The organism is Janthinobacterium goodfellowi, assembly GCF_051380695.1.
Lineage (GTDB): Bacteria > Pseudomonadota > Gammaproteobacteria > Burkholderiales > Burkholderiaceae_D > Janthinobacterium.
In genome coordinates this window covers 417,069-439,224 of sequence record NZ_JBNYXN010000005.1, presented here as the reverse complement: position 1 = coordinate 439,224, position 22,156 = coordinate 417,069, and the positions used below count along the sequence as shown (strand labels likewise).

Here is a 22,156-nt window from a genome sequence, read left to right as displayed (position 1 = left end):
TGCGCGGGCACCCAAGGCGAGCCGGGCGGAGCGCGATATGGTCATTGCTGTGGGAAGTGTCCTGCGCCGGTGAGACAGCCAGTCATGCTGGTTCGCGCACAGGCCGCTGACAGCGTCGATGGTGGACACGGGAAACGCACAGCTGCCCGACTTGCTTGCCAAGTGGGCCAGCCTGTATCAGCAGTGCACGTTCGGGAATTCAGGATGAGTTCATAAGTACGAATGAGAATGATTTTTATTTTTACATAATTTCACTGTGATGTAAATTATCAATGTGAGCATTTTTCAATCCCGTGGCTATTTCTCCCGCCGCAGGGGGCTTGTCATTATTTGCGAATGATTCTCGTTTGCGTTAATATGTCAGCCTTCCTTCTTCCCTGCCATGCCTGATGCCCTGCATGGCAGCGCTATCGAAAGCCGCAATGACGACCTCATCCCTTCCATCCCTCCTGCCGCGCGCCAGCGCCGACGATGCGCCGGAAACCGGCCAGCAGCGCCAGCATGCCGCCGCGCCGCAACAACGGCGCTGGCGCTGGAGCTGGAAGCAGGTCTGGTTTCAATTGCACTGGTTCATCGGCATCACGGCCGGCACGGTACTGGTGATCATCGGCCTGAGCGGCGCCACCCTCGCCTTCAAGGATGAACTACTCGATGCCATGAACCCGGGCGTGCGCCATGTGCCCGTGGAAACGCGCGCGCCGCTGGCTCCGGCCCAGCTCGCCAGCACTGCCGCGGCAGAACACGGCCAGCGCGTCGCCTCGATCACCGTGTATGCCGAAGCGGGCGCGGCGCCCCGGCTGTTTTTCGCGCCGAAGCATGGCCAGCGGCGCGGCGAGTCCATTTATGTCCACCCGTACACGGGCGCGACCCAGCCGGCGCTGGCGGGCGCGGCATTTTTCGAGTGGACGGAATCGCTGCACCGCTGGCTGCTGCTGCCCCGCGATCCGGGCCGGCAAGTGGCGGGCGCGCTGGCCCTGTGTTTGCTGGGCCTCGCACTGTCCGGCCTGTACCTGCGCTGGCCCCGCCGCCCGCTGGACTGGCGCACGTGGCTGACCTTCGACCCGGCATTAAAAGGCCGCTCCTTTTTGTGGAATCTGCACGCCGTGGCTGGCACCTGGTGCCTTGTCGTCTATGTGGCGCTGACCCTGACGGGCATTTACTGGAGCTATGACGTAGTGCGCGACAATATCGACGCCTGGGCCGGCAAGCCGCCCCGGACGGCGCAGGCGCCCGGCAAGAAAGGCGCGCCGCAGGAGCCGGCGCCCGCCGCCGACATCGGCCTGGCCTGGAGCGTTTTCCAGCAGCACGCCCCCGGCTGGACCCTGGCTACGGTGCGCCTGCCCGTGCGCCCCGGCGAAGCCGTGCAATTCACGTGGCTGGCCAGCGATGCGCCGCACGAGCGGGCGCGCAGCCGCATCAGCATTGCGCCGGCCGACGGCACGGTCACGCAGAACGAGCCGTACAGCCAGCAGGCGCTGGGCTCGCGCCTCGTCAACATCATTTATCCACTGCACATGGGCACGTATTTTGGCTTGCCCGGCCGCATCATCGTCACCCTGGCCAGCCTGGGCCTGCCCCTGTTCGCCATCACGGGCTGGATGCTGTACCTGGGCCGCCGCAAGGCCAAGCGGGCCGTGCAGGCGCAGCGTGCGCTGCTGGTTGGCATTCCGGGCAAGACGGACACAGGTTTACCGACCCTGGTGGCCTACGCCAGCCAGTCCGGACAGGCCGAACGCCTGGCGCTGGAAAGCGCGCGCGCCTTGCAGCAGGCGGGCGTGGCCGTCGACGTGCAGTCGCTGGACCGCTTTGATCCCGCGCAATTGCGCCAGTACGAACGGGCCCTGATCGTCGCCAGCACCTTTGGCGAAGGCGAGGCGCCGGACGGCACGCGCCGCTTCGCGCGCCTGTTGCAGCAAACATCGGGCACGCAACTGGCGGGCCTGGCATTCGGCATGCTGGCCCTCGGCGACCGCCATTACGGCGCCTTCTGCGGCTTCGGCCATGCGCTGGCGCAACAATTGCAAGCGCTGGGCGCCACGCCTTTATTTCCGCTGATCGAAGTGGACAAGCACGACCCCGCCGCCCTGGCCGCCTGGTCGCAGGCGCTGGCCCGCTGCAGCGGCAGCGCCATCGACGCCATCGGCGTGCAGGAAGAAGCGTCGTACGCCGAGTGGCGCCTGGCGCGCCGCGTGCTGCTGAACCCGGGCAGCCTCGGTGGCGAACTGCATGAAATCACCTTGACGGGTCCCGCCGATGCTGCCTGGGAAGCGGGCGCGCTGGCGGAAATCATCGGGTGCAACGCGGACGGCAGCGAAGGCGACGCGCAGAGTGCCCGGCATGCGCCGCGCAGCTATTCGCTCGCGTCGCTGCCGTCCGATGGCGAACTGCAATTGCTGGTGCGCCAGGAACGCCATGCGGGCGAGGAAAACGAGGGCTACGGCCTCTGTTCCGGCTGGCTCACGCGCTTCGCCCCGCTGGGCGCCGGCATCCGTTTGCGCCTGCAAGCCAATCCCGCCTTCGCGCCCGCCCTGACCGACGTACCCTGCATTTATATCGGCAATGGTTCCGGCCTGGCCGGTCTGCGGGCGCACCTGCGCGCGCGCCACCGGGCGGGGCTGGCCCGCAACTGGCTGCTGTTCGGCGAGCGCCAGCAAGCTTTTGACAGCATCTGCGGCGCAGAGTTGCAAGGCTGGCTCGACGCTGGCCACCTGGCGCGCCTGGACCTGGTCTTTTCGCGCGACGGCAACGAGGGCGGCAAACGCGAATACGTGCAGGACCGCCTGCGCGCCAACGCCGGCGAGTTGCGCGGCTGGCTGGCGCAGGGCGCCATCGTCTACGTGTGCGGCAGCTTGCAAGGCATGGCGGCAGGAATCGATGCTGTGCTGCAAGAAGTGCTGGGACAGGACGGCCTCGACGCCCTGCTGGCGGCCGGACGCTACCGCCGCGACGTGTATTGATCTGCATCAGCCCGCCCTCCCGCGCCACCCGGCTATGTGGGCCGCCGCACGGTCAGCGCCAGCCATCGGACTACAGTGGGGACATCGCGGCATGGCAACATGCCCGTCCCCCACCACTGTCTGTGAGGCTAGCCATGAAAAACCCCTGGATGAGCATGTACCTGAGCGCCGCCAACCGCATCGCCAACACGGCGCGCGGCCATGCCACGGCCGCCGTCAAGCGCGAAGCGGCGAAAAATACGCGGCAATTGACGCAAGTGTGGTTCGACTCTTTCCTGCCCGCCGCAGGCAAGCCGCGGCGCAGCCGCAAGGCCAAATAAGAGGCGCAACTGGTGCAGTGCGTCACAGCAACTAGTTGAAGTTTCAATCAGATGAACTAAACTGCAAGCATGGTAGTACATAGAACGTGACCGGCAGGCGCCGCATCCCCGCGCCGCCGCCGGGACACCGGGAGACGACCATGTTGACGCTCAAAGTGCTGCTCTGCCTTGCCTTGTCGGCTCTGATGCTCGTGCCCCTCGTGCTGAGGGATGCGATGCAGACGTCGGCCGGGCAGCAGATGCAGGTGCCGAATGTCGATGCGCAGGGCATGTGGGCCCACTGGCCCAAGCAATAAGACGCGCGGCTGAGAAAACGTCGCTGGCTGCGTTGCTTTGACTTGCCGTACTAGCGTACTGTCTGCGTCAAAGACGCCTTGCCAGCGGCGTTTTTCAGCGGCGCTCGCTAGTGGTGCTCATCTTTAAAAACCGCATTGTTGCGGGTGGGGAATTGTTCTCTTCGCTCGTTTGTTTTTGTCTCGTTTCCCTCCTCCCCTCCACCAGATTTTTGATCCAGGTCATGGATTTCGCCCTTCGCTGCGTCCACACTGGAACAGTCCGCTTCGCGCCGCGAGGGACTTCACCGGGGGCATTGGCATGGGTAAATCACATTGGAAGGATGAGATGGCGCTGGGCGTTCCCGCCATCGACGAGGCGCATGAGGCGCTGTTTCAGGAGCTGGCGCGGCTGGGGCAGTTGAGCGACCGGCATTTCAGCGTGGCGTTCCGCGATCTGATCGCGGCCGTCGAACGCGATTTCCGCGAAGAAGAGGATTTGATGGAACAAATCGGCTTTCCCTCGCTGGCGAATCACCGCGAACAGCATGCGCGCGTGCTCAGCGGCTTGCACCATGCCTGGGCCGCCGTCGATGAAGGCGACCTGGAACAGGGCCGCCATGCGCTGTCGCTGTTGCCGCAATGGCTGATCTTCCACCAGGCCACCATGGACTTGGCCCTGGCGGCGGCGCTGGAACTGGTGCAGCGCCAGCCCAACTAGGTTCTACAGCAACAGCACCGTCGCCTGCTCGGGCATGACCACGCGGTAGTGTCCCGGGTATTTGTCTTCGCCGTCGAAAATCTTGCAAAACACGGGCTGGTTGATGTCGTTGACGGCCGCCTCGTTCATGGGCAAGGTGGCGATCAGCTGTTCGCCATCCATCAATTGCAAGGCGCTGCCCCGCTCGGCCGCGCAAAAGGCCAGCGATTGCACGTCGCTGGCAAATGGCCGCTTGTACCACGGCGTGATGGCCCGCACGGCGCGGCGGGCGTCGTGCAGGACTTGTCCCACGCGCGTGACGTTCCAGGCATCGCGCGCCACGGATGGCTGAAGGACGATATTGGCCGTCAGTTCGCCCCTGCCCTTGTTCACCAAGAACGTGCCATCCTGCGCGGCGATGTCATCGTTGAGCGGCACGACAAACACGCCGCCGGCCGACACCTTGATCGGCACGGGGGCGCCATTGCCTTGCAAGGCCACGCGCACGTCGTCGATGGTGGCGCTCAGCTTGGCAGGAATCAGGCGCAGGGCCATGACCACGCTGCCGCTCGACACTTGCCACACTTTCCGTGCCGTCAGATAACTCTCGCGGTAGGCCGTGAAGCGCACGCGCGGCGCCTTGGCGTCGCTGCTGGCGGTGATCGTCACCGTTTGCGAGGGCAAGGCTTCCTCTGCGCTCGCCGCTGGCGCCGGCGCAACGGGCGCAGCAGGCACGGCGGGCGGCGGCACAAGCGGTGGCGACACGGCGGCGGGCGGCGCGCTGGCGCTCTGCAGCGGCGCGGGAACAGCCGGCGGCGGCGCGTGTTCCTGGGCCTGGCCCAGCGACACGACACACAACCATCCGGCACAAGCGATCCATTTACGCATGCATTTCTTTCAATGAGGAAAATATTTTGTCAGCGCCTGCATTATCGCAGAAGGCCGGACGATGCGCCGCCCTTGGGCTGCCTGCACTCCGCTGTTTGCACTCCTTTGGTGCACACGCTTGATTATTTGGCAAAGACCACTTATATTGATAATGATTCTTATTCACAATAAATGAACGGAATCATGCACGACCTTTCCACTGCCAGGCGCGGGTGGAACTGCTATCCGAGCCAGATCCCGGGCCAGCGTCACGCCATCCCCCCAGCTACTGCGCCACTCGCCAGACGAGATAGGAACACACACGACTAAAAATACTCCAGGAAAATAATGCAATCGACCACCGTCTTCTCTTCTTCGCGCCTGCCCGCCTTGCGCCCCCTGCCCCGTTTATTACACATCAGTCTTCTCAGCCTTGCCGCTGGCGTGGCCCTGCCGGCACTGGCCGCCGACGCCGCCCCGGCCGACGTGACCATGCCGGCCGTCACCGTGCTGGGCCAGTCGACGCCGGCGACGGAAGGCACACAGTCGTACACGGCCGGCGAAGCGCGCAGCGCCACGCGCATGGACCTGTCGCTGCGCGAGACGCCGCAATCGGTCAGCGTCATCACGCGTCAGCTGCTCGACGACCTGGGCGCCGTGCGCCTGGACCAGGCGCTGGCGCAGACGACGGGTATCCAGGTGGGCCAGAACGATACGGAGCGCACGCGCTTTTATGCGCGCGGCTTCGGCATCAACAATCTGCAGATCGACGGCATGGCGCGCGGCGGCAATGCGCCGCTGCAAGACACGATTCTGTATGACCGCATCGAGGTCGTGCGCGGCGCCACGGGCCTGATGGGCGGCACGGGCGACCCGTCGGCCACCATCAACATGATACGCAAGCGGCCGACCAGGGACTTCCAGGCCAGCGCCGGCCTCATCATGGGCCGCTGGGACGACCAGAGGATCGAGGCCGACCTCTCCACGCCCCTGAACGGGGATGGCAGCGTGCGCGCGCGCACGGCCCTGGCCTGGCAACAACGCGATTCCTACCTGGACATGTATCACGAACGCAAGACGGTGGGCATGCTCATCGTCGAGGCGGACTTGCGCCCCGGCAGCCTGCTGACGGCCGGTGTCGACTTCCAGGACAACCAGCCCACGGGCGCCACCTGGGGCGCCGTGCCGTACTGGAATGCGGATGGCAGCCTGGCGAACTTGCCGCGCAACACCAGCCTCACGACGCCATGGAGCACCTGGGCCAACAAGCAGCACACGCTATTCACGTCGCTGGACCAGCGCCTGCCCGGCAACTGGAACATGCACCTCGGTTATGCGCGCACGGAAAGCACGAACCGCACCACCGTCGCCTACGCGGGCGGCGGCCATCCCGACCCGGCCACGGGCGCAGGCATGCGCCTGTGGACGGGCGCCTATGGCGCAGGCAAGACCACGGGCGACAATTTCGACGTCTATGCCAGCGGCCCGTTCACCTTGCTGGGACGCAAGCACACGGCCATCGTCGGCTGGAACGGCGGCAACCAGCGCGCCCGCTCGCTGGGCGGCGAGGCGGAAATCAATTACCCGGACTTCATCCCAGATTACCGCAGCTGGACGGGCAACATCCCCCGCCCCGTGTTCCGCCCCGACGGCTCGCACACGGAAACGGTGACGCGGCTGGCGGGCGGCTATGTGGCCACGCGATTGAGCCTGGCCGACCCGCTGCACCTGATCATCGGCGCACGCAGCAGCACTTACCGCACGGACACGCGCAGCTACAACACGCAAGGCGCATACACGGGCAGCGGCGACTTTGCCGAGACGCGCAATGAAGTGACGCCCTACGTGGGCGCCGTGTTCGATATCAACAAGCAATATTCCGCGTATGCCAGCTTCACGCAGCTGTTCAACCCGCAAACGAGCAAGGACCGCAACGACAAGTTTTTACCACCGGAAACGGGCGACAATGCCGAGCTGGGCATCAAGGGCGAATTTTATGAAGGCAAGCTGAACGCGTCGGCCGCCCTGTTCCATACGAAGAAAAAGAACCTGGCGGAACTCGACCGCACGGTGCCGCCCGGCTTCTTGCTGCCCGACGGCGGCCAGGCCATGGTGGCCAATGGCGCTGGCGTGACGGCCAAGGGCGTCGAGTTCGACGTTTCCGGCCAGTTGTCTCCCGCCTGGGAAGCGAGCGGCGGCTACACCTATCTGCACGCGGCCGAGGCCGATGGCCGCCGCGCCGCCACCACGCAGCCGCGCCATTTGCTGCGCCTGGCCACCAGCTACCGCTTCGACGGCCGCCTGGCCGGCTTGAGGGCGGGCGCCAGCATGACGGCGCAAAGCGCCACCTACAGCGCATCGTGGTACGGCCGCCCGCCATCGGGAACCATCACCAACATCCCGCAAGCGGGCTATGCACTGCTCAACGCCATGGCCAGCTATGCCCTCAACCGCCACGCCAGCGTGCAACTGAACGTGAATAACTTGCTCGATAAAAAGTACTACCGCAACGTGGGCTTCTTCGACGGCGTCTTCTGGGGCGAACCGCGCAACGTCAGCCTGGCCGTGCGCACGGCGTTTTAAGCGCGCCAGTGCGCGGGCGCCGGCAGGGTAAATCCGTCCAGCAAGGGACCGCCCACGGGCGCCAGCACGGCGGCGGCGACTTGCCCGAACGCGCGCTGGCCGGCCGGCAAATCGCTGGCGACCAGGCGCAGCGCGCCATCGAGCTGTCCGGCGATGGCGGTGTCGAACGCCTGCAGGCGGCGGAACAGATGCTTGCCGCCGCCGCTCCACTGTCCCGCCGCGCGCAGGTGCAGGTCGGCCAGCGCTTCGTACAGCTGGCAAGCGACGGCCAGCGCCTCGCCCGGGTGCGTGCTGTCGACCAGATCTTCCAGCGCGGTGGTGATGGCGTAGCGGCGGCGCTGCAGGTTCTCCACGTCGAGCGCGGGCGGCCCGGCCGTGTCGATGGCGTGCGCCAGCGCGTGCAGCTGCGCGTAGGCGTCGCCGGCGGCGACAATGTTTTCCCCTTCCACCACCATCATCGCCAGCGGCACCGTGCCGCCCGGCGCATCCATTTCCTTGCAGAAATACGTGAACGTGGCCAGGTCGTGCGCGAACAGTTCCACCGTGCGCCCCTCGGCCACGATCGTGTCGCGCCAGGCGCAGTCGACGTGGTCGAACTGCAGCAGCAAGTCGATATCGGAACTGGCCGTTTGCCGGCCTGTGGCGAACGAGCCGCCGATGATGGCCGCCACGGCCGTGGGATAGCGTTCTTGCACCAGCCGCTGGGCAATCGCGCGGATGGTCTCATAGGTGGGGATCGTCGTCAAAGCCGGTGCTCCATGTCGATAAAACACTATCCTACACGCAATACGCAGGCTGCCGCCATCCTGCTACACTGGCGCCATCTGATCAAGGAACCAACATGGAATACGACTGCATCGTGGTGCCCTCGCCCGTGGGCGAGCTGACCCTGGTGGCGCGCGGGGAAGCCCTGGCCGCTATTTTGTGGGAAAACGACAAGCCGAACCGCGTGCGGCTGGGCGCGATGCGCGTCGATGACAACTGTGCCGTGCTGCAGGAAACGGCGCGCCAGCTGGGCGCCTATTTTGCCGGTACGCTGCAATGCTTTGATGTGCCGCTCGATTTTGCCGGCACGCCATTCCAGCAGGAAGTCTGGCGCGCGCTGCTGACGATACCGTACGGCCAGACGCGCAGCTATGGCGAGATCGCGCGCCAGATCGGCCGTCCCGCCGCCGTGCGCGCCGTGGGCGCCGCCAACGGCAAGAATCCCATTTCCATCATCGCTCCCTGCCACCGGGTCGTCGGCGCCACGGGCGAGTTGACGGGCTTTGCGGGCGGCCTGCATGCCAAGGAAACCTTGCTGGCGCTGGAAGGCATTTCCCTGTCGAGCGACCGCGAAGCGCTGAAGACGGGCCACGCCCGCCGCCGCGCCGTACACGTCGATACGGCGCAAGGCTGTTTATTTTAGGCGGCGCCATCGCTCCCGGTGTGGGATACTCACGCCCTCACTGAAGCCACCACATCCTATGCCCTACCTTGTCATCGCGTTCTTTGTCGTCCTGTATTTGCTGGCCACGTTCTTTTTCCATATTCCCGCCCTGGTCGCCCTCGTGTATGGCGTGCTGAGCCTCGGCTGTTTCGTTGCCTATGCGATCGACAAGTCGGCCGCAAAAGGGGGCCGCTGGCGCACCTCGGAGCGCACCTTGCTGCTGCTGGGGCTGCTGTGCGGCTGGCCGGGCGCCGTGCTGGCCCAGCAATGGCTACGCCACAAGTCGAGCAAGCGCTCATTTCGCATCGTGTTCTGGATCACGGTCGCCCTCAATATCGGCGCTTTCGTGTATTTCAGCATGCATTACGCGGCGCCCGATATCGGCACCGAGGTGGCGCCCATCGAGTTATAAGGTCACTCGCCCAGCAGGCGCAGCGATTCCAGCCAGTCTGCCTTCCACTCGCGCAGCAACGGTTGCGTGGCAAACGCCTTCTTCAGGTGCGCCATCGGCACGCGGTGCACATCGTGCAAGCCGAACGCCAGGGTGACCGGATGCCACACATGGCTGTTCTTGCCGCCGCGCGAATTCTTGCGCACGCGCGCGCCATCGTCGCCAAAGATGCCCACGCCGCTGGCCAGTCCCTGGTCCAGGTCGACCTTGCCCACGCCGGCAAAGACAATCAAAATCTGTTCGCGGCCCAGGCCCTTCAAGGCGCTGGGCAAGACCACGGGCGCCTTGTCGGCTGCCGCTTCGGCCGGCGCCGGATGCTGCAACTCCTTGAGCAAACGCAAGAGATCGCGCTCCTGGAAGTGCAAGCCCTCCAGCGGCACGCGCAAGCCCGGCGCCTTGAGTTCGATGGAAATATTGCTGGAGTCGCGCGTAAAACGCAGCCACACGTCGCCGGCGTCCGAGGCCAGGTGTTGTTTGTCCTCGATGAACACCACGGGCGCCGCGTAGCGCGTCACGCCGTCATGGAACAGCTCGCTCCACTGCTCGCTGTAATCGAGCCAGACATACGGCAAGCCGCCCTGCTCGAGCAGGCGCGCCAGGGTCCACGGGGTGCCCGTCTGTTGCGCCAGCCAGGCACAAACTTCGGTTGCGGTGGCGCGGTATGGCAGGGATGGGGAAGTCATGGCGGTTCCGTCGATAAAAGTGGAGCGCAGTGTAGCAGACGCCGCCATCCGCTCCTGCGGCAGGCGCATCCGGCGCGCTGTTTTTGCGCGATGTGCTAGGCTGGATGCATCAGTCCGCGCCCAGGCCACCCCGGCCCCATGGCGCACCACCGCGAGGGGAATATCATGCATTCCAGCACCAACGCCGCCACCACGCCCGCCCCGCCACCGGAGCGCGATTCGCCCACGCCGGCCGGCGAAAGCCACGCCGAGGAAGCGCTCGATGAAGCGCTGAAGGAGAGCTTTCCGGCCAGCGACCCGATCGCCATTGCCACCCCCAAACCGGCCGGCAAGACAGCATCCTGACGCAAGCCCCAGCAGCCACCCTTGCGGTGGCTTTTTTTGGCTATGTCATCGGCAAATAGGGGAAATACAGGAATCTTCGCTTGGCGGTGCTGTCTGACTCTGCATACCCACCACACAGGGAGCAGAGCATGCAGCCAGCCGAATGGATCAGATTTATCGCGCAGTTTGTGCAGTTGAACCGGCGCCAGCGGCAGGCAGGCATGGCCCTGCTGCGTGGCAACACGCCACTCGACGCGACCGTCGCGCTGCTGGAGGGCGTGGCGCAGCCGCGCTTGGCCTGCCCAGCCTGCCACTCGTCCCACCTGCATCGGCATGGCCATGCGAACGGCCTGCAGCGCTACCGTTGCGTGCCTTGCGGACGCACCTTCAATGCCTTGACGGGGACGCCGCTGGCCCGCTTGCGCCATAAATCGCTGTGGCTCGACTACGCCGATTGCCTGCTTGCATCGGATTCCGTGCGCAAGGCGGCGCTGCAACTGGGCGTGCACCGCAGCACCACGTTTCGCTGGCGCCACCGTTTTCTCAGCGTCGCCAGGACGGATCGACCGCACGGCCTGCATGGCATCGCCGAGGCTGACGAGTTATACGTGCTGGAATCGGAAAAAGGGGCGCGACAGATGACGCGTCCGGCCCGCCGCCGGGGCGGCCATGCGCAACGGCGCGGCATATCCAACGAGCAAGTCTGCATCCTGGTGGCGCGTGATCGCACGGGCCAGACCCTCGATTTCGTCACCGGCAGAGGCGCGTTGACCAAGGCGCAACTGCACCGCTGTTTGTTGCCTGTCATCGACCAGGATATCCTGCTGGTCACGGATGGCCATCCCGCCTATCGGGCGTTTGCGCGGGAGGCGGGCCTCAGCCACCAGGCCGTCAACTTGCGCGCCGGCATCCGTGTGCGCGGCGCCGCGCACGTGCAGAACGTCAATGCGTATCACAGCCGCCTGCGCGAATGGTTAAAGCCGTTTCACGGCGTGGCCACGCGCTACCTGCCGAACTATCTGGGATGGCGCTGGATACTCGACGCCAGGCGCATCCGCTCACCCGAAACGTTATTGAAAGCAACATTGGGCGCATTCCCACACTTGACGGTGACATAGCCCTTTTTTTTCCTGAACTGAATCCGGGCGCCCCATCCCCGCGTACATGGCTATGCCATGACTGAAGCGGAAAGGAATCGCCATGCAGCATTACAGCAAAAAAACGGATCCCATGGATCAGCGCCTGTACCTGGCCCAGCGCATCGACCGGGCCGATGCGCGCTTGCGGCGACTGAACGAGGCGCTGGCCGATGCGGCGGCGCGCGAACGCTGTGCTCGCTGGATCACGGCCTGGGCCGTGGCGGCGGGCGCCGACGCGCCGCGCGGCATGAAGCTGCGCATCCGCGGCGAATTCATCTTGCTTTGATCCAAAGTAAAAGCCCCGCCCCGTGCATGCGCACGGGGCGGGGCCAGTCAAGCCGACGCGCGCTTACTTGGGCGTGTCGCGGTATTGCTCGGGCGTCGTGTCGCCATCGGCAATTTCATACCACATCGCGTTGAGCACGGCGAACGTCGCCGCCAGCGGAAGACCCAGTATCCAGGCGAAGTACCACATAGTTATATCCTTTCCTTAATTCTTAGTAAGCGTGACCGGTTTCGTCTTCGATGGCTTTGCCGTCAACCTTGCCCCACAGGACTTTATATACCCAGGTCGTGTAAGCCACGATGAGGGGAATGAAGACGGCCGTGACGACCAGCATGATGAACAGGGTCATGTGGCTGGACGAGGAATCCCACACCGTCAGGCTGGCGCGCGGATCGATCGACGAGGGCAGGATGAACGGGAACATGGCCGCGCCCACGCTGAGGATGATGCCGGCGATGCTGGCCGCGCTGGCCAGCAAGGCGGGCACTTCGCGGCGCGCACGTAGCAAGGCGAACGCCAGCAAGGGGCCCAGCAAGCCGGCCGCAGGGGCGATCCATGTCCACGGGTGGGCGGCGAAGTTGAGGAACCAGGCGCCCACGTGCACTTGCGCCGTTTTCAGCATCGGGTTCGACGGGCCGTCGACGACGACGGCGCTGGTGACGCGGTAGCCATCGACCCACAGCCACAGGGCCGCACCGGCTGCCGCATACAGCACGACGGTCGCAATCGCCGCCACGCTGCCGTAGCGGCGCGAACGCTCCGCCACGGCACCGTCCGTTTTCACTTGCAGCCAGGTGGCGCCGTGCATCACCAGCATGGCCACCGAGACGAGGCCGCACAGCAGCGCGAACGGGTTGAGCAGCGCAAAGAAACTGCCGTCATAGAAGATATGCATGTCCGGCGAGAAACGGAACGGCACGCCCTGCAGCACGTTGCCGATCGCCACGCCGCAGATCAGGGCCGGCACGAAGCCGCCTACGAACAGGGCCGCGTCCCAGCGGGCGCGCCAGCGCGGGTCTTCGCGCTTGCTGCGGAATTTGAAGGCGACGGGACGCACGATCAGCGCCACGAGGATGACGAACATGGCCAGGTAAAAGCCCGAGAACGAGACGGCGTACAGCTGCGGCCAGGCGGCAAAGATGGCGCCGCCGCCCAGGATCAGCCACACCTGGTTGCCCTCCCACACGGGTCCGATGCTGTTGATGATGACGCGGCGCTCCAGGTCCGTCTTGCCGGCGAACGGCAGCAGCATGCCCGTACCCAGGTCGAAGCCGTCCGTGATGGCGAAGCCCACCAGCAGGATGCCGATCAGCAGCCACCAGATCAGGCGCAGGGTTTCATACGAAATCATTTCATGCAAAATCATGGTCTGGCCCTCCTCAGGCGCGTTGAGTATGAATGGCTGCGGCCGCTGGCACGGGAGTCCGCGGCGTCTCTTCCGGCCCCTTGCGGATGGCCTTGAGCATGAGCTTCATTTCGATAATCAACAGCACGGTGTAGATGGCGGCAAAGCCGGCGATGGTAATCAGGAGCGTCGACGCCCCCAGGTTGGAGACGGCCACGGCCGTCGGCAGCACACCTTCGATGACCCACGGCTGGCGGCCCACTTCGGCCACGATCCAGCCCGCCTCGATGGCCACCCACGGCAGCGGAATGGCGAACACGGCCACTTTCAGCAGCCAGCGGTGCTTGTCCAGGGTGCGGCGCGTCGAGAGGATGAAGAACGTGCCAGTCAACAAGATAAAGAACATGCCCAAGCCCACCATCACGCGGAAAGACCAGAACAAGGGGCCCACGGGCGGCACGGTGTCGAGCGCGGCCTTGCGGATCTGCTCGGGCGTGGCCTGGCGCGGATCGTCGACATAACGTTTCAACAACAAGGCATAGCCCATGGACTGGCCCTTCGACTCGAACATGTCTTTCGCGTCCTGCGGCACGGGGCTGCCCGGCGCCACGCTGCGGATGGTCTGCAGCGCGTCATAGGCCTTGATGCCATCCTTGATCAGCAGTTCGCCGCGGTCGACCAATTGCTCGATGCCGGGGATTTCCGTCGTCAGCGAACGCGTGCCGATCAAGCCCATCACCATCGGGATGTGCACGGCGTAATGCGTCTCGCGCGCTTTCGCGTCAGGAAAGCCGATGGCCGTGAAGGCGGCGGGCGCCGGCTCCGTGGTCCACATGGCTTCGATCGCGGCCAGCTTCATTTTTTGATGTTCGGACGACAGGTAGCCGCTTTCGTCACCGAGCACCACCACTGACAAGGTGGCGGCCAGGCCGAACGAGGCGGCCACCGTCATCGAGCGCTTGGCCAGCTGCACGTGGCGGCCCTTCAGCAGATACCAGGCGGAAATACCCAGCACGAAAATCGATGCCGCCGTATAGCCGGCCGACACCGTGTGCACGAATTTCGCCTGTGCCACGGGATTCGTCAGCACGGCACCGAAATCCGTCACTTCCATGCGCATGGTCTGCGGATTGAAGGCCGCGCCGACGGGATTTTGCATCCAGCCGTTGGCGATCAAAATCCACAGGGCCGAAAAGTTCGAGCCGATGGCCACCAGCCAGGTGGTGACCAGGTGGCCCCGCTTCGACAGTTTGTCCCAGCCGAAGAAGAACAGGCCGACGAAGGTCGCTTCCAGGAAGAAGGCCATCAAGCCCTCGATGGCCAGCGGTGCGCCGAAAATGTCGCCCACGTAATGGCTGTAATAGCTCCAGTTCATGCCGAACTGGAATTCCATGACGACGCCCGTCGCCACGCCCATGGCGAAGTTGATGCCGAACAAGACACCCCAGAACTTGGTCATGTCGCGCCAGATGGGGCGGTTCGTCATCACATACACCGTCTCCATGATGGCGAGGATCACTGACAGGCCCAGCGTCAGCGGAACAAATATAAAGTGGTACAGAGCTGTCAGCGCAAACTGCAGTCTGGATAAAGCGACAATATCGAAGTCCATATGATTTCCTTGGTGTTTCCCTGCTGTAATTGTAAACTTGGTATCTATCTGATGCGATTCGATTGGTTCCGCCGCCCTCACGCTGGCATACGGACCGCCTGTGTCTCCCCTCTTTCCTTCATTCCTTAATCTGCGCGCAAGCCCGCCAGCGCCGCCTCGAAGGCTGGCGTGCCACGGCGCGCGTCGCCGACGATGCGGCCATCGCGCAGGCTGAGCAGCCGGTCCGCCAGCGCCGCTTCGCGCCGCAAGTGGGTTGCGATCAGCAAGCTGCGCCCTTCGCAGCGCGTGGCCAGGCGCTGCAGGACATCGCTGGCCGTCCGCGCATTGAGCGCTTCCGTCGCCTCGTCCAGCAGCCACAAGGTCGATGCATGCAGAAATAGCCGCGCCAGCGCCAATCTGCGCGCCTGGCCGCCGGACAAGCCCAGGCCGCCCTCGCCCAGCATGGTGTCCAGGCCGCCCGCGAAGGCACGCACCTCGTCGTCCAGGCCGGCCGCCTGCAGCGCCGCCCACAGCTGCGCATCGCTGGCGGACGGGTCGGCCAGGCGCAGGTTATCGCGCAAGCTGTCCTGGAACAGTTCCGTCTTCTGGGTGAACAGGCAGGCGCGCGGCGCGCTGACGCTCCCCGACAGCGGCGCCAGCTCGCGCGCGGCGATGGCCAGCAAGGTGGATTTGCCCGCGCCGCTGGGGCCGATCAAGGCCACGCGTTCGCCCTCGCCGACGTGCAGGGAAATGTCGTGCAGGATGGCGACATGGCTGCCCGCATGCGCGGCGCAGACCTGTTCCAGGCGCAAGCCTGGTGCTGCGTCGATGGACGGCGGAGCTACATCTCCATCCAGGCGCGGCGCCAGGCGGCGCATGGCCAGCAGCATGCGCCCCGCTTCCAGCGCGCCGCGGCGCAATCCCGCAAACGGTTCCACGGCCGTCAGCGCGATCAGCAAGGCCAGGGCCGCCAGCGGCACGGTCATCATTTGTTGCTGCACCAGCGCGGCCACGGCCAGCAGCACGCCAGCCAAGGTCGCGCTGCCGGCCACGCCATACGCGGCGCCGGCCGCCGTTTCCAGGCGCAGCAGGGCGAAATCGGCTTGCGCCAGCGAGCGGTCGATCTGTTCCAGCGCGGCGCACTGGGCGCCGATGCGGCCCGCCATCACCAGGTCGGTCTGGCCGGCCACCAGGTCGATGGTGCCGGAGCGCAGTTTTTCGATGGCGCGCGAGCGCACGATGGCGGGACGGCGGGCGCGGCGCGCCACGATCCAGCTGATGCCGCCGCCGGCGGCCAGCAGCCACGCGGCCACGCCCAGGCCCAGCTGCCACTGCATCACGCCCAGCGCCACGCCGGCTAGCATGGCCACGCACAGGGCCGTGCAGGCGGGTACCAGCAGGCGCAAATACAGCGCTTCGAGCGCGTCGATATCGGCCGTCAGGCGGAACAGCAGCTTGGCGGGCTGGCGCAGCAAGCGGCTGGCCGCTTCCGGGCGCGACCAGCCTCGAAACAGCTGCACGCGGATGGCCGCCAGCGCGGCGAACGTGGCGTCGTGCGTGACGAGGCGCTCCGCATAGCGCGAACCCGTGCGGCCGATGGCCAGCAGGCGGATGCCGGCCGACGGGCCGAAGACGTCGAAGACGATGGCGGTGGAGGCGTGCAGGCCGGCAATCGACGTGGCCGTGATGAACCAGCCGGACAAGCCCAATAAGGCCATGCCGGCCACGGCCGTCAGGGCCGCCAGCAAGGCGCCGCCGATCAGCTTGCGGGGCTGGGCCAGCAGCAGTTGCCGCAGGACGGGATGGGAAATCAGGGAAGTGGTCATGCGCGCAGCTCCCGTGCCTGCGCCTGCGCATCGACCTGCACCGTGCGCTGCAGCCGGCCAGCCAGCACGGGGTCGTGCGTGGCGACAAGCATCGTCTTGCCTTTCGCCAGGGCCAGCAAGGCATCCGTGACGCGCGCCGCCGTTTCGCTGTCCAGATGCGCCGTCGGTTCGTCGACCAGCAGCAAGTCCGCATGTGGATGCAGGGCCACGCGGGCCAGGGCCAGGCGCACGGCCTCGCCGCCGGACAAGCCCTGACCGCCATCGCTGAGCATGACGGCCGGCTGCGCCTGGGCCACGCCAGCCAGGTCGGCCAGGTGCAGCGCCTGCGTCACCTGCGCGGGGCTGCCGCTGGCGCCTGCGCGGCCCAGGGTCACGTTCTGGCTGACGGACGCGGCAAACACGTGCGGACGCTGGCCCATCCACGCCATGCGCTGGCGCACGGTATTGACGGTGCTGTCATTCAGGCGCACGCCGCCGATGCGGATATCGCCGCCGCTGGCGGGCAGCAAGCCGGCCAGCAAGGACAGCAAGGTGGTCTTGCCGGCGCCGCTGGCGCCCAGCAGGGCCACGTGTTCGCCGGCGCGCACGCTCAAGTCAAAGCCGTCGAACACGGGCGCTTCGCCGGGATGGTCAAAGCGCAGTTGATGAATGTCAATGGAGGGCGGCGGCGCCACGGCCATGGCGGCGGCGGACACGGCGGCAAGCTCCACGCCGGCGCCCGGCAGGGGCACGCCCTCGGCGGCCAGGTCGTGCAGTCCGGCCAGGCCCGCCTCGCCGGCCGCCTTGTCGTGCCAGACGGCGGCCAGTTCGCGCAGCGGCTCGAAGAACGCGGGCGCCAGCAGCAGGATGAACAAGCCCTGCCCCAGGCTCAGTTCACGGCCCCAGGTGCCGAAATGGAGGCTGCCCAGCAGGGAGAAGCCGATGAAGGCGGCCACCATGGCCACGCCCAGCGCGGAAAACAGTTCCAGCACGGCGGACGACAGGAAGGCGATGCGCAGCACCACCATCGTGCGCCGGCGCACGGATTGCGACGAGGCATCCAGCCGCGCGGCCGTGGCATCGACGGCATCGAGCGCGCGCAAGGTGGCCAGGCCGCGCAGGCGGTCCAGCAAAAAGGCATTCATGCTGCCCATTTCCACCATCTGCGCGCGGCTGGCCGCCTGCGCGCCCATGCCGACGAGGGCCATGAAGACGGGAATCAGGGGCGCGGCGATGAGCAGGATCAAGGCGGCGATCCACGACAGCGGCGTCACGACGGCGAGGATCACGAGCGGCACGAGCATGACTTTCCAGCGCGCGGGCTTGTAGCGCACCAGATACGGCACGATGGCTTCGGCCTGCTCGGCGATGACGCTGGCCGCCTGGCCCGACTGCGCGCGCTGGCGGTCCAGCGGCGAACGGCGCGCCAGCGCCTGCGCCACCTGCCCGCGCAAGGTGGACAGGTGCGCGCGCGCCGCCGCATACATGCGCCGCGCGCCCCACGCTTCGCAGCCGGCGCGCAGCACGCCCAGCAGCAGCACGCCGGCGGCCGGCAACAGGGCCGCGCGCCACGGTGCGCCATCGAGCATGGCTTGCACGGCCCAGGCCAGCAAGGCCGCTTGCGGCAGCCACAGCAAGGCGGCGCCGCCTTGCGCCAGGCTGGCGGCACGGGGAAGAATAAAGCGGGGCAAGGACAGTGGCGAGGTCGTCATCTTATACTTTTTGAGTTTTCAGAATTTTCTGTAAATTCGATTTTTTGTATAATACTGCGAAACATGACATATATCAATTGACCCTGGCGGTTTGGCGTGAAAAAATTCAGATAATTATGAAAACTCAAAATATCCAAATGACGCCGCTGATCCTGACCTTCGTCAGCCATTTCGGCGAGATGGGCAGCCGCTGGGGCTTTAACCGGACGGTGGGGCAAGTGTACGCCTTGTTGTTTGTCGCGGAGCATCCTTTGCACGCGGATGAAATCGCGGAACACCTGAGTTTTTCGCGCTCGAACGTGAGCATCGGCCTGAAGGAATTGCAGGGCTGGGGCTTGATCCGCCAGTCGCGCATTCCCGGCGACCGGCGCGAGTATTTTTCCTCGCTGGGCGATGTGTGGCAAATCTTCCGCGTGGTGGCCGCCGAGCGCCGTCGCCGCGAGGTGGCTCCCACCCTGACGGTGCTGCGCGAAGCGCTGCTGGCGCCGGCCACGGAACCGGTGGATCAATATGCGCAGGAGCGCATGCGCGAAATGTATGAACTGGTCGACCTGGCCAATACCTGGTTCGACGACTTGCAGCGCCTGTCGCCCGAATCGATGGCGCAACTGATGAAAATGGGCGCCAAGGTGCAAAAGCTGCTCAACGCCAAGGATCGCCTGTTTGGCGTCAGCAACAACAGCGACTGAAGCACCCGCCTCTCCTCTCCCCAAGCAGGGACGCCGCTAGCACAGGCTGGCGCGTCTTGTCACGCCATTTCCTCACGTCATATTGGCTATCGCTGGCACAGCCAGACATAGCCGTATGCGATGTTGTCAAGCAAACCAATAGAATTATTAAAATTGTATTATTTTAGATCAAGAGTAAGCTTGCATTTGCGTACCCAGTACGTGCAGGAAATAGCTAAAACGATAGCTAAAAAACGGGCAATGGGATGACATCCCCGGCAGGCAGGGACGCGTCCCAATACTAGAAGCGACTGTCTCAAGCACAAGGGGGTTTTCATGAAAAGCGTAAAGAGTATTGCCATCAAGGCATCCATGCTGGCCGCAATGACTGTATTGGCAAGTGCGGCGCAAGCGGCCACCTGGGTCGATGTAGGGCCGGCCAGCGGCTTCGTCATCGCCGGCAGCACCGTCACCTATTCGCCATCGCCGGCACTGCAGGTGAAATATTATGATGACAATCTGGTGCCGCAGAGCCCTTCGGACATCCAGGGCTATATCAATGGCGTGTTCGGCAGCAGCCTGGGCGCCGCCGTTTCGTATTGCGACAATCCCACCTCGGGCTGCACTGCCGGCACCACGGCAGGCTTGAGCGGCGGCGTCAATTCCTATACGAGCGCGGCCGCCTATGACTACCTGGCCATCCACTTCGGCCAGGGCGAACTGGTGTTCCACTGGGCCGCACCCGTGGCTGCCGGCACCACTTTCACGGTAGCGGGCCTGCCCAAGGACCTGAGCAACTACAGGGCCTTCACTTCCGCCGTGCCAGAACCTGGAACCTATGCCATGCTGCTGGCCGGCCTGGGCCTGCTGGGCTTCATGGCGCGCCGCCGCCAGGGAAAGTAAGCCTCGTCATCGCATCATAGCGGCAGCGGCGCGGCAGCGCCCGCTGCCGCCTTCCATATCCGCCGCATCTTTACGCCGTGCTTGCGGCGCCAGGCCCACTGTTTACACCATTTTTAGATCCCCCTCGCTATGCTCGACGGCATCAACTGCTGATCGACGAAGGAGATCTCATGCACGAACAACCGTTTCAGCCACGCGCGCGCAGCGTGATCCGCCAGCACCTGCCCGTACGGGAACGGCTGCGCCTGGCCCGGCTGGCCAACAAAAAAATCGTTTCGGTATGTTCGGCGCTGCTGTGCGCGGCGCCGCTGCTGTATTTGCTGAGTGTGGTGCTGTTCGCGCAGCCGTGACACGGCAGGCAGGCAGGTAAAAGATGAAGAGGTGAAGAATGATGGCAATGCGACAGCTTGTCGCCTGCATGACCAGCAAGGACTGGTCCGCCCAGAGGGAATCGAACCCCCATTCACGGTTTAGAAGACCGTTGTCCTATCCGTTGAACGATGGGCGGAAAGGTGCAGCATTTTAGTCTATGCGCGCCAGCAATGCCAAGGCGCCGCAGAATAGAAAACGGGCTGTCATCTCTGACAGCCCGCTTATGACTTTGGTCGGAGTACAAGGATTCGAACCTTGGACCCCCTGGTCCCAAACCAGGTGCGCTACCGGGCTGCGCCACACTCCGAAGACAAGATAATAACGCCCCCGCCCAATTTCGTCAATTGCCCCAGGCGAATTAGATGGAAATAACTATCGCCGCTTGCCTTTACACCGCCACTTTATCCGCGATGCGGCGCGCCATCGACTCGGCCTTTTCTTTATCTTTCGCTTCCACCATCACGCGGATCAGCGGTTCGGTGCCCGAAGCGCGGATCAGCACGCGGCCCGTGTCGCCCAGTTCGGCCTCGACCAGCTCTTTCTCGGCCACCATGGCGGCATTCTTCTGCCAGTCGAAACCGGGCGCCACGCGCAGGTTGATCAGGGTCTGCGGGAACAGCACCAGTTCGGCCAGGCATTGCTGCAGGCTCTGGCCGCTGCGCTTGAGCGCGGACAACACTTGCAGCGCGGAGACGATGCCGTCGCCCGTCGTGTGACGGTCCAGGCACAGCAGATGGCCCGAGCCCTCGCCGCCCAGTATCCAGCCCTTTTCCTTCATGACTTCCAGCACGTAGCGGTCGCCCACCTTGGCGCGCGCGAAACCGATGCCCTGCTGCTTGAACAACACTTCCAGCGCCATATTCGTCATCAACGTGCCGACGGCGCCGGCCACGGGCCCCGTCGCCAGGCGGTCCTTGACCATGACGTACAACAGCTCGTCGCCGTTGTACAAGCGGCCCGTGGCGTCGCACATGATCAGGCGGTCGGCGTCGCCATCGAGGGCGATACCGAGGTCCGCGCCGTGCTCGACGACGGCTTCGGCCATGGCCTTGGTCGCCGTGGCGCCAAAGCCCGCATTGATATTGAAGCCATCAGGCTTGTTGCCGATGGCGATGACTTCCGCGCCCAGCTCATGGAAGACGTGCGGCGCGATATGGTAGGCGGCGCCATGCGCGCAATCGACGACGATCTTCAGGCCGCGCAAGTCCAGCTCGTTCGGGAAGGTGCTCTTGCAAAATTCGATGTAGCGGCCCTGGGCATCGTCGAGACGCTTGGCGCGGCCCAGCTTTTCCGATGCCACGCAAGCCATGGGCTCGTCGAGCGCCGCTTCGATTTCCAGTTCCACGCTGTCGGGCAGCTTGGTGCCCTGGCCGGAAAAGAACTTGATGCCATTGTCATGGTAGGGATTGTGCGAGGCGGAAATGACCACGCCGGCCGACAGGCGCAGCGCCCGCGTCAGGTAAGCGATTGCCGGCGTCGGCATGGGACCTGCCAGCATCACGTCCACGCCGGCGGCCGACAGGCCCGCTTCCAGCGCCGCTTCCAGCATGTAGCCGGAAATGCGCGTGTCCTTGCCGATCAGCACCGTCGGGCGCGCCTTGCCGCCCTGCGACTTGGCCAGCACCTTGCCGGCCGCATAACCGAGGCGCATGACGAAGTCGGGGGTGATCGGAGCGGTGCCCACGAGGCCGCGGATGCCATCGGTGCCAAAATATTTACGCGTCATAAATTTCTCTTTTTGTTGTTTAT

The 22,156-nt window shown here is 65.0% G+C and carries 22 protein-coding genes and 2 tRNA genes; 13 read left to right on the top strand and 11 right to left on the bottom strand.

Annotated elements, in window-relative coordinates:
• The first annotated feature begins 422 nt into the window (after positions 1-422).
• The 4 genes from ACQ4WQ_RS20930 (at position 423) to ACQ4WQ_RS20915 (ending at position 4,270) form a co-directional block, all read left to right on the top strand.
• Complete coding sequence (locus tag ACQ4WQ_RS20930; RefSeq protein ID WP_436499679.1) at positions 423-2,957, top strand: PepSY domain-containing protein; 2,535 nt, start codon at positions 423-425, stop codon at positions 2,955-2,957.
• Between the two features lie 134 nt (positions 2,958-3,091).
• The gene (locus tag ACQ4WQ_RS20925; protein ID WP_070222074.1) at positions 3,092-3,277 is read left to right on the top strand and encodes a hypothetical protein; all 186 of its coding nucleotides are present in this window, start codon (positions 3,092-3,094) and stop codon (positions 3,275-3,277) included.
• A gap of 140 nt (positions 3,278-3,417) precedes the next feature.
• Entirely contained in the window at positions 3,418-3,573 is a 156-nt protein-coding gene (locus tag ACQ4WQ_RS20920) for a hypothetical protein (protein WP_175445243.1), read from the top strand.
• Positions 3,574-3,871: 298 nt separating this feature from the next.
• A complete protein-coding gene (locus ACQ4WQ_RS20915) occupies positions 3,872-4,270 on the top strand; it encodes a bacteriohemerythrin (protein ID WP_436499676.1) in 399 nt (132 codons plus the stop codon).
• Positions 4,271-4,273: 3 nt separating this feature from the next.
• On the opposite strand, the gene ACQ4WQ_RS20910 is transcribed toward ACQ4WQ_RS20915, so the two are convergent.
• Positions 4,274-5,137, bottom strand: a complete 864-nt coding sequence (locus tag ACQ4WQ_RS20910) for a hypothetical protein (protein ID WP_436499674.1) — start codon at positions 5,135-5,137, stop codon at positions 4,274-4,276.
• Positions 5,138-5,464: 327 nt separating this feature from the next.
• Between ACQ4WQ_RS20910 and ACQ4WQ_RS20905 the strand changes: the two genes are divergently transcribed.
• Positions 5,465-7,699 carry a TonB-dependent siderophore receptor gene (locus ACQ4WQ_RS20905; RefSeq protein WP_436499672.1) on the top strand — a complete coding sequence of 745 codons (2,235 nt, stop codon included), beginning with the start codon at positions 5,465-5,467 and terminating at the stop codon, positions 7,697-7,699.
• Here the strand turns inward: ACQ4WQ_RS20905 and ACQ4WQ_RS20900 are convergent.
• A complete protein-coding gene (locus ACQ4WQ_RS20900; protein WP_436499670.1) occupies positions 7,696-8,445 on the bottom strand; it encodes a nucleotidyltransferase domain-containing protein in 750 nt (249 codons plus the stop codon). The genes ACQ4WQ_RS20905 and ACQ4WQ_RS20900 overlap by 4 nt on opposite strands.
• A gap of 95 nt (positions 8,446-8,540) precedes the next feature.
• On the opposite strand from ACQ4WQ_RS20900, the gene ACQ4WQ_RS20895 reads away from it, so the two are divergent.
• The gene (locus ACQ4WQ_RS20895; RefSeq protein ID WP_436499668.1) at positions 8,541-9,107 is read left to right on the top strand and encodes a methylated-DNA--[protein]-cysteine S-methyltransferase; all 567 of its coding nucleotides are present in this window, start codon (positions 8,541-8,543) and stop codon (positions 9,105-9,107) included.
• A 58-nt stretch (positions 9,108-9,165) separates the two neighbouring features.
• Positions 9,166-9,540 carry a DUF1294 domain-containing protein gene (locus ACQ4WQ_RS20890; protein WP_436499666.1) on the top strand — a complete coding sequence of 125 codons (375 nt, stop codon included), beginning with the start codon at positions 9,166-9,168 and terminating at the stop codon, positions 9,538-9,540.
• A 2-nt stretch (positions 9,541-9,542) separates the two neighbouring features.
• Here ACQ4WQ_RS20890 and ACQ4WQ_RS20885 read toward each other — a convergent pair whose 3' ends face one another.
• Entirely contained in the window at positions 9,543-10,262 is a 720-nt protein-coding gene (locus ACQ4WQ_RS20885; protein ID WP_436499664.1) for a hypothetical protein, read from the bottom strand.
• Positions 10,263-10,427: 165 nt separating this feature from the next.
• Here ACQ4WQ_RS20885 and ACQ4WQ_RS20880 point away from each other — a divergent pair, with 165 nt between their 5' ends.
• From ACQ4WQ_RS20880 to ACQ4WQ_RS20870, 3 genes are all read left to right on the top strand, one after another.
• Positions 10,428-10,607 carry a hypothetical protein gene (locus ACQ4WQ_RS20880; protein ID WP_436499662.1) on the top strand — a complete coding sequence of 60 codons (180 nt, stop codon included), beginning with the start codon at positions 10,428-10,430 and terminating at the stop codon, positions 10,605-10,607.
• Positions 10,608-10,735: 128 nt separating this feature from the next.
• Positions 10,736-11,704 (top strand): IS1595 family transposase, encoded by a 969-nt coding sequence (locus tag ACQ4WQ_RS20875; protein WP_436499660.1) that lies wholly within the window; start codon positions 10,736-10,738, stop codon positions 11,702-11,704.
• Between the two features lie 82 nt (positions 11,705-11,786).
• A complete protein-coding gene (locus ACQ4WQ_RS20870) occupies positions 11,787-12,011 on the top strand; it encodes a hypothetical protein (RefSeq protein WP_034757471.1) in 225 nt (74 codons plus the stop codon).
• Positions 12,012-12,074: 63 nt separating this feature from the next.
• Here ACQ4WQ_RS20870 and cydX read toward each other — a convergent pair whose 3' ends face one another.
• The 5 genes from cydX to cydD all read right to left on the bottom strand — a co-directional run bounded on the left by cydX (position 12,075) and on the right by cydD (position 18,464).
• Entirely contained in the window at positions 12,075-12,200 is a 126-nt protein-coding gene (cydX, locus tag ACQ4WQ_RS20865) for a cytochrome bd-I oxidase subunit CydX (RefSeq protein WP_070258990.1), read from the bottom strand.
• Between the two features lie 22 nt (positions 12,201-12,222).
• Positions 12,223-13,377, bottom strand: coding sequence for a cytochrome d ubiquinol oxidase subunit II (cydB, locus tag ACQ4WQ_RS20860; protein ID WP_436499658.1), 1,155 nt, complete (start codon positions 13,375-13,377; stop codon positions 12,223-12,225).
• 13 nt (positions 13,378-13,390) lie between these two features.
• The gene (locus ACQ4WQ_RS20855; protein WP_436499656.1) at positions 13,391-14,968 is read right to left on the bottom strand and encodes a cytochrome ubiquinol oxidase subunit I; all 1,578 of its coding nucleotides are present in this window, start codon (positions 14,966-14,968) and stop codon (positions 13,391-13,393) included.
• Between the two features lie 125 nt (positions 14,969-15,093).
• Positions 15,094-16,773: an amino acid ABC transporter ATP-binding/permease protein gene (locus tag ACQ4WQ_RS20850; RefSeq protein WP_436499654.1), complete on the bottom strand. Its 1,680-nt coding sequence runs from the start codon at positions 16,771-16,773 to the stop codon at positions 15,094-15,096.
• Positions 16,770-18,464, bottom strand: coding sequence for a thiol reductant ABC exporter subunit CydD (gene cydD, locus ACQ4WQ_RS20845; protein ID WP_436499652.1), 1,695 nt, complete (start codon positions 18,462-18,464; stop codon positions 16,770-16,772). Before cydD ends, ACQ4WQ_RS20850 begins: the two co-directional genes overlap by 4 nt.
• Before the next feature lie 137 nt (positions 18,465-18,601).
• Here cydD and ACQ4WQ_RS20840 point away from each other — a divergent pair, with 137 nt between their 5' ends.
• From ACQ4WQ_RS20840 to ACQ4WQ_RS20830, 3 genes are all read left to right on the top strand, one after another.
• Positions 18,602-19,153 carry a GbsR/MarR family transcriptional regulator gene (locus ACQ4WQ_RS20840; protein WP_175444744.1) on the top strand — a complete coding sequence of 184 codons (552 nt, stop codon included), beginning with the start codon at positions 18,602-18,604 and terminating at the stop codon, positions 19,151-19,153.
• Between the two features lie 315 nt (positions 19,154-19,468).
• Positions 19,469-20,035 carry a PEP-CTERM sorting domain-containing protein gene (locus ACQ4WQ_RS20835; RefSeq protein WP_436499650.1) on the top strand — a complete coding sequence of 189 codons (567 nt, stop codon included), beginning with the start codon at positions 19,469-19,471 and terminating at the stop codon, positions 20,033-20,035.
• Between the two features lie 170 nt (positions 20,036-20,205).
• The gene (locus tag ACQ4WQ_RS20830; protein ID WP_326457112.1) at positions 20,206-20,385 is read left to right on the top strand and encodes a hypothetical protein; all 180 of its coding nucleotides are present in this window, start codon (positions 20,206-20,208) and stop codon (positions 20,383-20,385) included.
• An 83-nt stretch (positions 20,386-20,468) separates the two neighbouring features.
• Here the strand turns inward: ACQ4WQ_RS20830 and ACQ4WQ_RS20825 are convergent.
• From ACQ4WQ_RS20825 to glmM, 3 genes are all read right to left on the bottom strand, one after another.
• Positions 20,469-20,543, bottom strand: a tRNA-Arg gene (locus tag ACQ4WQ_RS20825).
• A 94-nt stretch (positions 20,544-20,637) separates the two neighbouring features.
• Positions 20,638-20,714, bottom strand: a tRNA-Pro gene (locus ACQ4WQ_RS20820).
• Positions 20,715-20,795: 81 nt separating this feature from the next.
• Complete coding sequence (gene glmM, locus ACQ4WQ_RS20815; RefSeq protein ID WP_436499648.1) at positions 20,796-22,133, bottom strand: phosphoglucosamine mutase; 1,338 nt, start codon at positions 22,131-22,133, stop codon at positions 20,796-20,798.
• Between the last annotated feature and the right edge of the window lie 23 nt (positions 22,134-22,156).